Origin of the sequence: Micromonospora rifamycinica, from assembly GCF_900090265.1 — a bacterium.
GTDB lineage: Bacteria > Actinomycetota > Actinomycetes > Mycobacteriales > Micromonosporaceae > Micromonospora > Micromonospora rifamycinica.
Genome location: NZ_LT607752.1, coordinates 3237198 through 3250062, shown reverse-complemented (window position 1 = coordinate 3250062; position 12865 = coordinate 3237198). Strand labels below are relative to the sequence as shown.

General features: G+C 70.6%; 11 protein-coding genes, 1 tRNA gene and 1 other RNA gene. 10 read left to right on the top strand and 3 right to left on the bottom strand.

The annotated features are described in order from the left end of the window. Positions 1-50: 50 nt before the first annotated feature. The 6 genes from prfB (at position 51) to GA0070623_RS31390 (ending at position 5407) form a co-directional block, all read left to right on the top strand. The gene (gene prfB, locus GA0070623_RS13175; RefSeq protein ID WP_067306175.1) at positions 51-1172 is read left to right on the top strand and encodes a peptide chain release factor 2; all 1122 of its coding nucleotides are present in this window, start codon (positions 51-53) and stop codon (positions 1170-1172) included. 118 nt (positions 1173-1290) lie between these two features. After that, the gene (gene ftsE, locus GA0070623_RS13170) at positions 1291-1971 is read left to right on the top strand and encodes a cell division ATP-binding protein FtsE (protein WP_030331491.1); all 681 of its coding nucleotides are present in this window, start codon (positions 1291-1293) and stop codon (positions 1969-1971) included. Between the two features lie 70 nt (positions 1972-2041). Beyond that, a complete protein-coding gene (ftsX, locus tag GA0070623_RS13165) occupies positions 2042-2917 on the top strand; it encodes a permease-like cell division protein FtsX (protein ID WP_067306172.1) in 876 nt (291 codons plus the stop codon). A 135-nt stretch (positions 2918-3052) separates the two neighbouring features. Further along, entirely contained in the window at positions 3053-3532 is a 480-nt protein-coding gene (smpB, locus tag GA0070623_RS13160; RefSeq protein ID WP_067306250.1) for an SsrA-binding protein SmpB, read from the top strand. Between the two features lie 104 nt (positions 3533-3636). Continuing rightward, positions 3637-4012: a transfer-messenger RNA gene (gene ssrA, locus GA0070623_RS13155) on the top strand. Positions 4013-4354: 342 nt separating this feature from the next. Further along, positions 4355-5407: a hypothetical protein gene (locus GA0070623_RS31390; protein WP_089004034.1), complete on the top strand. Its 1053-nt coding sequence runs from the start codon at positions 4355-4357 to the stop codon at positions 5405-5407. A 206-nt stretch (positions 5408-5613) separates the two neighbouring features. Here the strand turns inward: GA0070623_RS31390 and mdlC are convergent, their stop codons facing one another. Then, complete coding sequence (gene mdlC / locus GA0070623_RS13145) at positions 5614-7209, bottom strand: benzoylformate decarboxylase (RefSeq protein ID WP_067301953.1); 1596 nt, start codon at positions 7207-7209, stop codon at positions 5614-5616. Between the two features lie 166 nt (positions 7210-7375). After that, positions 7376-8179: an S-methyl-5'-thioadenosine phosphorylase gene (locus tag GA0070623_RS13140; protein ID WP_067301956.1), complete on the bottom strand. Its 804-nt coding sequence runs from the start codon at positions 8177-8179 to the stop codon at positions 7376-7378. Between the two features lie 141 nt (positions 8180-8320). Here GA0070623_RS13140 and GA0070623_RS13135 point away from each other — a divergent pair, with 141 nt between their 5' ends. Then, positions 8321-8920 carry a YqgE/AlgH family protein gene (locus tag GA0070623_RS13135; protein ID WP_067301959.1) on the top strand — a complete coding sequence of 200 codons (600 nt, stop codon included), beginning with the start codon at positions 8321-8323 and terminating at the stop codon, positions 8918-8920. 108 nt (positions 8921-9028) lie between these two features. Next, positions 9029-9101, top strand: a tRNA-Ala gene (locus GA0070623_RS13130). Positions 9102-9234: 133 nt separating this feature from the next. Here the strand turns inward: GA0070623_RS13130 and GA0070623_RS13125 are convergent. Next, on the bottom strand, positions 9235-9990 hold the full coding sequence (locus tag GA0070623_RS13125; RefSeq protein WP_089004033.1) for an LmbU family transcriptional regulator: 756 nt from the start codon (positions 9988-9990) through the stop codon (positions 9235-9237). A 560-nt stretch (positions 9991-10550) separates the two neighbouring features. On the opposite strand from GA0070623_RS13125, the gene GA0070623_RS13120 reads away from it, so the two are divergent. Then, complete coding sequence (locus GA0070623_RS13120; RefSeq protein ID WP_231932773.1) at positions 10551-11753, top strand: nucleotide sugar dehydrogenase; 1203 nt, start codon at positions 10551-10553, stop codon at positions 11751-11753. Between the two features lie 73 nt (positions 11754-11826). After that, positions 11827-12852 carry an NAD-dependent epimerase/dehydratase family protein gene (locus GA0070623_RS13115; protein WP_067301964.1) on the top strand — a complete coding sequence of 342 codons (1026 nt, stop codon included), beginning with the start codon at positions 11827-11829 and terminating at the stop codon, positions 12850-12852. Positions 12853-12865: the final 13 nt, after the last annotated feature.

Sequence of the window (12865 nt, the reverse complement as noted above, 5' to 3'; positions counted from 1 at the left end):
AGGTGGTGTGCAGTGAGCGGACCGCCGCGCGCACAGTACGCTTGTCTGTCGTGACCGCTGCCGATTACGCCGAACAACTCAAGGAACTCGACGCGACCCTGCGCAACATCGAGTCGGTGCTCAACCTCGACCGTCTGCGGGAGGAGAAGGCCCGGCTGGAGGAGCAGGCGTCCGCGCCGGACCTCTGGGACGACCAGGCTCGGGCACAGCAGGTGACCTCGCAGTTGTCGTACGTCAACGGCGAGATCAGCAAGCTGGGCAGCCTGCGCTCCCGGCTGGACGACGCCCGGGTGCTGCTGGAGCTGGCCGAGGACGAGGCCGACTCCGGGGTGCTCGACGAGGTCGAGGCGGAGATTGCCGGGTTGACCCGGGCCATCCAGGAGATGGAGGTCCGCACCCTGCTCTCCGGCGAGTACGACTCCCGGGAGGCGCTGGTCGCCATCCGGGCGGGCGCCGGTGGGGTGGACGCAGCCGACTTCGCCGAGATGCTGTTGCGGATGTACCTGCGCTGGGCCGAGCGGCACGGCTACCCGACGGAGGTCTACGAGACGTCGTACGCCGAGGAGGCCGGCCTCAAGTCGGCCACCTTCACCGTCAAGGTGCCGTACGCCTACGGCACGCTCAGCGTCGAGTCGGGCACCCACCGGCTGGTCCGGATCAGCCCGTTCGACAACCAGGGGCGTCGGCAGACCAGCTTCGCCGGGGTCGAGGTGCTGCCGGTGACCGAGCAGACCGACCACATCGACATCCCGGAGAACGAGGTGCGGGTCGACGTCTACCGCTCCTCCGGTCCGGGTGGGCAGAGCGTCAACACCACCGACTCGGCGGTGCGGCTCACCCACATCCCCACCGGCATCGTGGTGACCTGCCAGAACGAGAAGTCCCAGCTGCAGAACAAGGCCTCCGCGATGCGGGTGCTCCAGTCCCGGCTGCTGGAGCGCAAGCGGCAGGAGGAGGAGGCGAAGCTGGCCGGGCTGAAGACCGGCAGCACCAGCTCCTGGGGCGACCAGATGCGCTCGTACGTGCTGCACCCCTATCAGATGGTGAAGGATCTGCGAACCGAGCAGGAGACCGGCAATCCGTCCTCGGTCTTCGACGGCGAGTTGGACAGCTTCATCGAAGCCGGTATCCGGTGGCGCAAGCAGCAGCAGCTCGCCAACGACGCTGCGTGACCGGTCGTGGACGGGGCGCGTCGTCGATCTCGGGCTGACCGGGTGAATCGATGACGCGCCTCGCATCGGCGGGGCGTGCCACTTGGCTCTGCGGTTACACCGCGTAGACTCACCACCCGTGATTCAGCTTGAGCAAGTGACGAAGACGTACCCGAAGGCGTCCCGGCCTTCGCTCGACAACGTGTCCGTCTCGATCGAGAAGGGCGAGTTCGTCTTCTTCATCGGGCCATCCGGCTCCGGTAAGTCCACGATCATCAAGATGCTGCTGCACGAGGTCGCCCCCAACAAGGGCCGCGTCGTCGTCAACGGCAAGGACGTCACCTCGATGCGGTCCTGGAAGCGACCCCACTTCCGGCGTTCCATCGGCTGTGTCTTCCAGGACTTCCGGCTGCTGCCGAACCGCACCGCCTACGAGAACGTGGCGTTCGCCCTGGAGGTGATCGGCAAGACCAAGGCGGTGGCCCGCCGGGTCGTGCCCGAGGTGCTGGAGTTGGTCGGTCTCGGTGGCAAGGAGCACCGCTACCCGCACGAGCTCTCCGGTGGTGAGCAGCAGCGGGTCGCGGTGGCGCGGGCGTTCGTGAACCGACCGCTGATCCTGCTGGCGGACGAGCCGACCGGAAACCTGGACCCGGACACCTCGATCGAGATCATGCGCCTGCTGGACCGGATCAACCGCACCGGCACGACCGTCGTGATGGTCACGCACGACTCCAACATCGTGAACCAGATGCGCCGCCGGGTCGTCGAGATCGAGAGCGGCCGTATCGTGCGCGACCAGGCGCGCGGCGTCTACGGGTGAGCCGACGCTCCACCCCTGCCGTACGACCTGACGACGAACACCTCACGCCGGAGAGCCGGAGGAACACCCGATGCGGATGAAGTACGTCCTGTCCGAAGTGCTGGTCGGACTGTGGCGCAACGTGACCATGACCATCGCGATGATCATCACGATGGCGGTCTCGCTGACCATGCTCGGCGCCAGTGGCCTGATGTACAAACAGGTCGGCGACATGAAGGACCTCTACTACAAGAACGTCGAAGTCTCGATCTTCCTGAAGACCGACGTCACCGAGCAGCAGCGCACCGACCTCGATGCCAAGCTGAAGAGCGACCCCCTGGTCAAGGAGGTCCTCTACGTCAACAAGGACGAGGCGTACAAGACCTTCAAGGAGATGTACCAGGACGCGCCCGACCTGGTGAACGCCGTGAAGCCGGACCTGCTGCCCGAGTCGTTCCGGTTGAAGCTGGTCAACCCGGAGCAGTACAAGAACATCTACGACCAGTACCAGGGCACCGAGGGGGTCGACGTGATCGTCGACCAGAGCCGGCTGCTGGACAAGATCTTCAACGTGCTCACCGCGATCCAGAACATCGCGCTGGCCGCCGCCGTGGTGATGGCCATCGCCGCGCTGCTGCTGGTGGCGAACACGATCCAGGTGGCCGCGTACAGCAAGCGGCGTGAGGTCGCGGTCATGAAGCTGGTCGGCGCGTCGAACTGGTTCATCCAGGCGCCGTTCGTGCTGGAGGCGGTGGTCGCCGGCCTGATCGGTTCGTTGCTGGGCCTGATCGCGCTGATCGGCGCCAAGCAGTTGCTGTTCAGTGGTTCGTTGAAGGCGCTGGAGGGGCTGCTCTCGCCGATCCAGTGGTCGGACATCTTCCTGATGTTCCCGCTGATGGCCGGCGTCGGCGGCCTGATCAGCGCCGCCACCGCCTGGGTCACGCTCCGCTTCTACCTGCGGGTCTAGTCGCCGCAGGGCTCTCCGTGAGGACCCTCCCCCGCCGGGAAGAAACGGCGGGGGAGGGTCCTTGTCGTTCGGGTAGCATGATCCCCGCTCGCCGACCGGACGGTCGGTGCGCGTACCAGGAGGGAGGTGCGCCGGATGCCACGGGAAAAGGGCCGCAAGGTGGTCGCCTCCAACCGGAAGGCCCGCCACGACTACGCCATCCTCGACACCTACGAGGCGGGCATGGCGTTGACCGGCACCGAGGTCAAGTCGCTGCGCGCCGGGCGGGCCTCGCTGGTCGACGCCTTCGCCCAGGAGCGCGACGGCGAGCTGTTCCTGCACGGCATGCACATCCCGGAGTACACCCAGGGCACGTGGACCAACCACGAGCCCCGGCGTACCCGCAAGCTGCTGCTGAAGCGGTTGGAGATCGACAAGTTGATCGGCAAGACCCGCGAGGGTGGCCTGACCATGGTCCCGTTGCAGGTCTACTTCTCCGACGGCTGGGCCAAGGTGGAGATCGCCCTGGCCAAGGGCAAGAAGTCGTACGACAAGCGGCAGGACCTCGCCAAGCGGGACGCCGACCGGGAGATCGCCCGGGTGTCCGGTCGCCGGGGCAAGGGGATGGACGACTGATTCACACCTTTTGTCGGGCTCGACGCGCCGACCCGGGCCTCGGGATGAAACCCGTTGCGGCAGGCGTTAGTCTGGTCAGTGCCGCCACATCGGCGGCCCGTCGAGGGGGTGACTGGTTTCGACTTCGTACGCAGCGACAGGGGAAGCGAGCCGAGGAAGCCGACGTCGTCTCGAGAATCGGTCGTCGGAAACCAATAAGCGCCAAGCAAAATCGCGCTGACTTCGCTCTCGCCGCCTGAGGCGAGTAGTGAGTCTGTCGGCCTGGGAACGCCTTCGTCCCAGTTCGCCGGCATCAGCTAGAAGGCTGGCCAACCGGACCCGGTCGCGGGGTCCGTGCGGCGAGATCAATCAGCGACTGGGCCCGTCACACCAACTTGCTCGCGTGAGCGGTGGGGCCGAGTAGAGGCATAGCGAGCTGCGCTCGGAGAAGCCCTGACAAACCGGCGAAGGACCCGGGTTCGATTCCCGGCACCTCCACCACACGATGCGCCCCGGTCCTCAAGGACCGGGGCGCATCGCCATCCCGGCCCATTGCCCACCTTCCCCGGCCCTGGCCCCCTCCTCCCACCCCCGCCCCCGCCCCCGCTCCCACCCCCACCCCCACCCCCACCCCCACCCCCACTCCAGTCCCCCCGGCCGCCCTGCCCCCGCCTCTCTCGCCCCGTTGATCAAGAGGTTTAGGTCAATTTGATCTCGACGGCTGACCTGAACCTCTTGATCAACGGGGCGGGGGCGGGGGGCGGGGTGGGGTGGGATGAGAGGGGGTGGGACGAGAGGGGGTGGGGTGGGAACCGGTGGGGGTGGGTGGGCGTCTCAGGGGGTATGCGTCGACTTGTGCTGGTGGGGCTGGGGATCCTGGTGGGGGTGGCGGGGTGTGCGCCGGCGGGCTCCGTGCCGGGTGGGCCTGCGTCGGGTGGGTCCGTGCCGGGTGGGCCTGCGTCGGGTGGGTCCGTGCCGGGTGGGTCGGTGGCGGGTGGGGCTGCGTCGGGTGGGGCGGTGGTGGGTGGAGCTACTGGTGGCGCGGACCGGCAGGGGGAGGAATTCGACCGGCGAGCCGCCGAGGTCGCCGGGGCCTGGCGGCCCGGCCCCGACTGGTCGACCGGGTACCTGCCGCTGCAGGACGCCACCGTGCTCACCGGGGATCCCGGCTTCGACGCCGACACCGAGACGGCCTTCCGCTCCGGCTGGTACCGGGATCAGATCGAACTCCCGACCGTCGTCCCCGCGGATGCGGCGATCCGCTTTCCGGACGGTGCCCTGAGCGTCCCCCTGATCAGTGCGGCCGAGGCGTACCGGCAACTGGACCAGGGGGATCCGCCGCCGTGCGAGGGGCGGCCCCGGGTGCCGCCGGCTCCCTCGCCGGCCGTCGCCGGCCGGCCGGATGATCCGGTCGCCACCCGGGCCGCCACCGCCTGTGTCCCGCTCACGGTCACCGGCGTGACCCTGGGCACCGCCGAGGTACGCACCAGCCGGGGGATCGCGGCGGTGCCGGCCTGGTTGTTCACCGTGGCGGAGCTGACCACTGCGGTGGCCCGGCTCGCGGTGGCCCCCCGGGCGGTCACCGCCGTGCCCGTGCCGGCGATCCCGAGCCGGACCCTTCCGGGCGGCGTGGCCGGCGTCGACCGGCTCCGACGGGTCGACGGCGACCGGTTGACGTACGACGTCGCCCTGGGGGCCTGCGACAGCGGACCCGCCGCCCTGGTGCGGGAGGGTGACGACGTGGTGGTGGTCGGCGGTGGGACGGTCCCCGGCACCGGGGAGTGCATCGAGCTCGCCGTGCTCAAGCCGGTCACCGTGACGTTGGCGGCACCGCTCGGCACGCGCCCGGTGCTCGACGTCGCCACCGGTCGAGTGCTCACCCTCGCCGCCCACTGACCCGCCCCCGGACCCACCCCCACCCCCGGGGGCCTCCCGGACCACGACGACCCGGGCCGGTGATCAAGAAGTTTGCGTCATGTTGATCTCCAGAGTTGACCCAAATCTCTTGATCACCGGGGCGAGCCGGGGCGCACCGGAGCGAGACGGGGCGACGCGGGGCGAGGGTGGAGGTGGGTGGGTGGGTGGGTGGAGGTGGGTGGGGTTTAGAGGAGTTTGGGGATCTTGGTGCTGATGGGTGTGGCCAGGACGGTCGGCTGGTCGGCGTGTAGTGCGCCGGTCAGCGCGTCGGGCAGGTCGTCCAGGGTGTCGACGACGCGGGTGGCGCAGCCGTAGCCCCGGGCGACGGCGGTGAGGTCCAGGCCCGGCAGGTCCAGGCCGGGCACGCCGGGGGTGGACTTCAGCTCGGCGAACGCCTTGAGGATGGCGTACTGCTGGTTCACCGGGACCAGCACGACCACCGGCAGCCGCAACCGCGCGGCGGTCCACAGCGCCTGCACCGAGTAGTGGAAGGAACCGTCCCCGATCACCGCCACCACCGGCCGTCCCCGCCCGGTGTCGCGTTCGGCGAGGGCGATACCCACGGCGGCCGGCAGCCCGTAGCCGAGCCCGCCGCTGGCCATGGTGAAGTACGACGCCGGCCTGGTGACCGGGAGCCGACGACGCAGCGCCGCCAGGTTGGACGGCGACTCCTGCACCAGCACCGCGTCGGCGGGCCAGCAGGCGGCCAAGGCGGCGAAGAGCGCGTCCGCGTCCGGCGGATCTGCCGGCACCGGGGGCGGCGGCGTCGGGCGGGGCGCGGGTGGCGGCCGGTCGGTCGCCGGCAGCAGGTCCAGCAGTGCGGTCAGGGTCAGCCCGGCGTCGCCGAGCAGGCTGTCGCCGACCGGGGCGCGGGCCGCCTCGTCCGGGTCGTCGGTGACGTGCAGCAGCCGGGCTCCCGGTGGCAGGTGGTCACCGGGCACGTGGGGGTAGTAGCGGAACACCGGCGCACCGACCACCAGCACGACGTCGTGCCCGGTGAGCTGCGCGGCCAGCGGCGCGATCGCGTACGGCAGCACCCCCCGGTAGTGCGGGTGGTGCTCGGGGAAGGCGGCCCGCTCCGGTGCCGGCGCGGACCAGACCGGGGCGGCGAGCCGTTCCGCCACCGCCACCGCCACCGGCCAGGCGTCGGCCCGGTCCACCGCCGCGCCGAGCACCAGCACGGGATGGCGCGCCGCCGACAACGCCGCGGCGAACTCCCCCAGCCGGCGCGGGTCGGGGGCGAACCTGGTGGCCACCGTCCGCACCTGCGGGGGCGGGTCCGCCGGCTGATGCCAGTCGTCGAGCGGCAGGGAGAGGTAGACCGGGCCGGCCGGCGGTTGCGCCGCCGTCGCGTACGCCCGCATGAAGGCCGCCGGCACGTCCTGCGCCCGCGCCGGCTCGTGGCTCCACTTCACGTACGGCCGGGGCAGCTCGGTCGGCTGCCGGTTGGCCAGTCGGGGCTCCATCAGCAGCATCTCCCGGCTCTGCTGCCCGGCGGTGACGAGCAGCGGGGTCCGGTTGTGCCAGGCGGTGACGAGGTTGCCCATGCCGTTGCCGGTGCCCGGGGCGGTGTGCAGGTTGACGTGGGCGGGCCGGCCGGTGGCCTGTGCGTACCCGTCGGCCATGGCGACCGCCGAGCCCTCGTGCAGGGCGTGCACGTAGTGGAAGTCGGCCGGGAATTCCTGGAGGAAGGGCTCCTCGGTCGAGCCGGGGTTGCCGAAGACCGTGGTCAGGTCGAGGGCACGGAGCAGGTCGTAGGTGGTCTCCCGGACGGTCGCCATCGCCCCCGCCTCCGTGTCCCCCGCCGGCCCGTGCCGTTGCCCGTCGGGAATCCGGTGATCCGCCCCCGAGCTGCCGAATCTACCGGGCGGCAGGCGGCGGTTCGGGTGCTTTGCCGGCTGTCACCTGCGTCCGTGCCAGGTGGGGGCGCTGGTGCGGGGCAGCCGCTCAGGGGAGCGGGAACGGGGTCCGGATGCCGTCCAGCGCGTGCCCGCACGGGCAGTCGCGGTCGGTGGGCAGGGCGGCCACCGCGTCCAGCAGTACGCCGCGCAGCCGGTCGGTGTTCTCCCCGAAGACCCGGAAGACCTCCTCCTGGGTGACCGATTCGCCCGCCTCCACCCCGGCGTCCAGGTCGGTGACCAGGGCGATGGAGGTGTAGCAGAGGGCGAGTTCGCGGGCGAGCACGGCCTCCGGGTGGCCGGTCATGTTGACCACCGTGCCGCCCATCGAGGCGTACCAGCGGGATTCCGCGCGGGTGGAGAAGCGGGGGCCCTCGACCACCACCACCGTGCCGCCGTCGACCGCCGGTACGTCCCGCCCGGCCGCCGCGTCGAGCAGCGCACGCCGCCCCACCGGGCAGTACGGGTCACCGAACGCCACGTGCACCGCGCCCTGGTCGTAGTAGGTCTGCACCCGGCCGCTGGTGCGGTCGACCAGCTGGTCGGGCACCACGAACGTGCCGGGGCCGAGGTCGGGGCGGAGCCCGCCGACGGCACAGGGGGCGAGCACCTGGCGTACCCCCAGGGCCCGCAGCGCCCACATGTTCGCCCGGTAGGGGATCCGGTGCGGCGGGTGGCGGTGATCACGCCCGTGCCGGGGCAGGAAGGCCACCGGCCGGCCGCCCACCGAGGCGATGGTGAGCACGTCCGAGGGGGTGCCGTACGGGGTATCCACCTGGTGTTCCGTCGCGTCGTCGAGCAGCGCGTACAGCCCCGAACCGCCGATCACCGCGATATCCGCCGTCGGAACCATCGACCCTCCCTCGACCGCCCTCGATCACCTGTCGGTCAGACCTTAGCCACCGCACTGGGTGCAGGCTATGGTGCCAGGCATGGCGGTGACAGCACGGATGGTCGGTGGTGCCCGGTTGTCGGACCCGGTGCGCGGCTGACGATGTCCGACACGCAGGGGGAGGGACCGGCGATCAGCGGTCGTGCCGTGGAGTCGATGACCGGGCGGCTGCTGGTCGCGACACCGGCCCTCAAGGATCCGAACTTCGACCGTACGGTCGTGCTGCTGGTCGCCCACGAGGCCGGCGGGGCGCTCGGGGTGGTGCTCAACCGGGCCACCGAGGTCCCGGTCGCGGACGTCCTCGGTGAGTGGAGCGACCTGGCCCGGCACCCGGCGGTGCTCTTCGAGGGCGGTCCCGTGCAGCCGGAGTCGGCGATCTGCCTGGCCCGGATGCGGCACCCGATGCGGCGGCTGAAGGGCTTCCAGCCGATCTCCGGCGCGGTCGGCACCGTCGACCTGTCGGTCGATCCGGAGCGGATGCGGGACAGCATCGGCGGCATCCGGGTCTTCGCCGGCTACTCCGGTTGGGGCTCAGGGCAGTTGGAGCAGGAGATCGAGGACGGGTCCTGGTTCGTGCTCGACGCGCTGCCCGGCGACGCCTTCGTCGACCGTCCGGACGACCTCTGGCCGATGGTGCTGCGCCGGCAGGGCGGCATGATGGCGGCGGTCGCGCACTTCCCTCCGGACGTGGCGCTGAACTGATCCACCGGGCGTCCCCGGGGGCCGGTCCAGGGGTACCCCCGCGAGATGACCATGCGGCGCGGCGTGTGTATAGTTCTCTCCGTGCCCGGGACACCGGGACTACCGCAAGGGGCCGTGGCGCAGCTGGTAGCGCACCACACTGGCAGTGTGGGGGTCAGGGGTTCGAGTCCCCTCGGCTCCACTTGCGTAGACGCAAAGCCGGCACCAGTCCAGGACTGGTGCCGGCTTTTTGCGATCTCGTGGCCGGTCGCCGGGCCACGCCGCAGGCGCCCCGGGCGCGGGAAAGCCGCGTGGACCGGCGTGCCGGGCGCGGGTCAGCCGATTCCCGCGAAGAGGCCGCCCCGGCGGGAGTCGCCGGGGCGTCCCGGTGCCTCGTCGGCGGGCCGGTCGGGGCCGCCGACCGCCAGCTCCTCGCGGGCGGCCCGGTCGAGCGCGCCGATCGCCCACTCCTCCAGGCTGTGCCCGAGCTTCTCGGCCACTGCGCTGTACGACCGGATCTGCTCCGGCGACAACCGCACCTTGATGTGGGTGCTGTCACCGGCCCGGCCCCGGTCGTCCAGGTTCGCCTCGTCGGGCCCGGGCGGGATCGCCTCGGCGGACCGTTCCGCGATGCTGGCCCGGACCTCCTTGCGCAGCCGGTTTCTCGACCACGAGAGCTTCTCGGCCTTGCGCAGCCAGAAGTCCTGTTCGTGCTCGCTCAGCCGGGCGACCTCCGCGTGGTGGGCGAAGCTGAGCGCGTCGCGCCGCCGGGACAGCGGGAAACGTCGGGCCACCCAGACGTAGTTGCGCAGGGTCTGGTAGTCGAGCGAGGTCTGCTCGATGGCGTCGCTGTAGCGCCCGCTGTACGCGGTCTCCCCGTAGAGCAGCCAGTCTCCCAGACACCAGGCCGACCAGGTGCTGACCGCCGCCAGCCGCCGGCCGATGCCGAGCCATTTCTCGTACGGCAGGTGTTCGGGGAATTCGATGCCGGTACGCGGTGTCGCGAGGATGTCGAACTGCACGTCGAGTGGGGCGGTCTTCGGTGGTCCGGTCCGGGTGTCCTTCGTCCGGGTGGAGGGATGCACCGCCACGTCACCGCCTTCCCTCGTCGGGACCGTCGGCGTCATCCGCAGCCGTCCGGTGGGTCGTCGGTCGGACGGAGGGTCTGGTCGACCGCACGTCGGGTGGAGATCCCGGCGGGGATCCGGCCCGGTGGCCGGTGTCCGTGTCCGGTGCAGCGTCGGAAGTCCATCCGGTATCACCGACCTCTACCGTTACCGTCGCTCGTGCCTGGCATCGGGGTGGGGCGCACGGGGTCGGGGCACGTCGGCGTACCCATTCTCCCGAACAAGATCGTCCAAAGGCGAGAGATCCATTCTCGCCGGAAACCACCGGGGAAAGTCAAGAGCAACAAGCTGGGCAATGTGCCGCTGGCCAGGGCGAAAAGATCACCGGGAGGGTGGTGGGCCGACGGCGGTGTGGTTGCTTTGCCGGGTGCGACACCATTGATTCCGATCGTGGTATGGAATGGATCAACATGATTGCCTGAGCTGCCGGTGATCGATAGAGTCCCCCTCGTGGACCGGTGATACGAGAGAGATGCGCCACCGCTTCGATGATCGATACGGGTCAACTCGTCGAGGGGAGAGCAGTGGACACGTCCCGGTTCGTCACCGACGTCGCGATCATCGGCGGGTGCGGGCGGGTCGGCCTGCCGCTGGGGCTGGCCTTCGCGGCACGCGGCCTCTCGGTCGTCCTGTGCGACGTCAACGGCGTCGCGGTCGACCTGGTGAACGCGGGTCGGATGCCCTTCGCCGAGCCCGGGGCCGACGAGCTGCTGCCCTCCGTGCTCGCCTCCGGCGCGCTGCGCGCCACCGTCGACCCGTCCTGCGTGAGCGAGTCGGAGCACCTCGTGGTGGTGGTCGGCACGCCGGTGGACGAGCACCTCAGCCCCGACGTGACCGCCGTGTCGACGGCCCTGGAACGCTACGCCCCCTTCCTGCGCCCCGGCCACTTCGTCGCCCTGCGTTCGACCGTCTACCCGGGGGTCACCGCGATGGCCGAGCGGCTGATCGCGGGCCTGGGCCTGCCGGACGTGGACGTGGCCTTCTGCCCGGAGCGCATCGCCGAGGGCCGGGCGCTGGTGGAGCTCTTCGAACTCCCGCAGATCGTCGGCGGGCGGACCCCGCGGGCGTTCGCGCGGGCCGCCACGCTGTTCCGCTCGCTGACCCCGCAGATCGTGCCGCTCACCCCGGAGGAGGCGGAGCTGGCGAAGCTGTTCACCAACAGCTGGCGCTACATCAAGTTCGCGGCGGCGAACCAGTTCTGGATGATCGCGAACGACTCGGGCCTCGACTTCGAGCGGGTCCGGCAGGCGATCCGGTACGACTACCCGCGGGCGGCCGACCTGCCCGGCCCGGGGTTCGCGGCCGGACCCTGCCTGTTCAAGGACACCATGCAGCTCGCGGCGTTCAACGGCAACAACTTCCCGCTCGGGCACTCCGCGATGCTGGTCAACGAGGGGCTGCCCAACTACGTGGTGGCCCGGCTGGAGGAGCGGTTCGACCTGTCCACCATGCGGGTCGGCATCCTGGGCATGGCCTTCAAGGGCGGCAGCGACGACCCCCGGGAGTCACTGGCCTACCGGCTCCGCAAGATCCTGCTCCTCAAGGCGGCGGCGGTGCTGTGTGCCGACCCCTTCGTCGACGACCAACGGCTGGTACCGCACGAGCGGGTGCTCGCCGACGCGGAACTGCTCGTCATCGCCGCCCCGCACGAGCAGTACCGCGACCTTCCCGCCGCGACCCCGGTGATCGACATCTGGGGCCTCACCGGCCGGGGCGTGCTGATCTGAGCGCCGACGGGGGCGCAGGGGACACCGGTTTTGCCGACCGGCTCGCAGACATCGACGAACGGAGGCGCGGCGAATGCCGAAGGTGCTGGTCAGCGGATCGGCCGGATTCATCGGTGGCTACCTGGTCGAGGAGCTGCTGAGCCGGGGGCACGAGGTCGTCGGCATCGACAACTACTCGAAGTACGGCCGGGTCTCCCGCGAGTACGACCAGCACCCGGCGTACCGCTTCGTCGAGGGTGACGCCCGCGACACCGACCTCCTGTCGGAGCTGCTCACCGACTGTGACCACTTCATCGCCGGAGCGGCCATGATCGGTGGGATCTCCTACTTCCACCGGTACGCCTACGACCTGCTCGCCACCAACGAACGGATCATGGCGTCCTCCTGTGACGCCGCCATCCGGGCGCACCAGGAGGGCCGGTTGCGGAAGGTGACCTACCTGTCGTCGTCCATGGTGTTCGAGTCCACCGACCGGTGGCCGTCCCTGGAGGGTGACGAACGCCGTGTCCCCCCGCCGGTGTCGTCGTACGGCTTCCAGAAGCTGGCGGTCGAGTACTATGCCCGCGCGGCGCACCAGCAGTACGGGCTGCCGTACACCATCGTGCGGCCGTTCAACTGCGTGGGCATCGGGGAGACCCGCGCCCTCGGGCACCACGACGTCCACTCGGGCAACGTCAAGCTCGCGATGTCCCACGTGGTGCCGGACCTGGTGCAGAAGGTGCTCAAGGGTCAGGATCCGCTGCACATCCTCGGCGACGGCCGGCAGGTCCGGCACTACACCTACGGTGCCGACCTCGCCCGCGGCATCGTGGTCGCGATGGAACACCCGGCCGCGCTGAACGAGGACTTCAACCTCTCCACCGCCGAGTCCACCACGGTCGCCGAACTCGCCGGGGCCATCTGGCGCAGGGTCAAGGGGCCGTCGGTCCCCCTCCGACTGGTCCACGACACCCCCTTCGAGCACGACGTCCAGCTGCGCGTGCCGGACGTCGGCAAGGCGGAGAGACTCCTCGGTTTCACCGCGACCACCAGTCTCGACGAGATGCTCGACGTGGTGATCCCGTGGATCGCCACCGCGGTCCGGGACGGTCGGATCTGACCCGACCGGTCCC

Excerpts from the sequence above, each read along its gene's own strand:
- GA0070623_RS13135 (WP_067301959.1), top strand. The coding sequence starts at position 8,321 with ATGTCCGACACGCAGGGGGAGGGACCGGCGATCAGCGGTCGTGCCGTG.
- mdlC (WP_067301953.1), bottom strand. The coding sequence starts at position 7,209 with ATGGCGACCGTCCGGGAGACCACCTACGACCTGCTCCGTGCCCTCGAC.
- smpB (WP_067306250.1), top strand. The coding sequence starts at position 3,053 with ATGCCACGGGAAAAGGGCCGCAAGGTGGTCGCCTCCAACCGGAAGGCC.
- GA0070623_RS31390 (WP_089004034.1), top strand. The coding sequence starts at position 4,355 with ATGCGTCGACTTGTGCTGGTGGGGCTGGGGATCCTGGTGGGGGTGGCG.
- GA0070623_RS13115 (WP_067301964.1), top strand. The coding sequence starts at position 11,827 with ATGCCGAAGGTGCTGGTCAGCGGATCGGCCGGATTCATCGGTGGCTAC.
- ftsX (WP_067306172.1), top strand. The coding sequence starts at position 2,042 with ATGCGGATGAAGTACGTCCTGTCCGAAGTGCTGGTCGGACTGTGGCGC.
- GA0070623_RS13140 (WP_067301956.1), bottom strand. The coding sequence starts at position 8,179 with ATGGTTCCGACGGCGGATATCGCGGTGATCGGCGGTTCGGGGCTGTAC.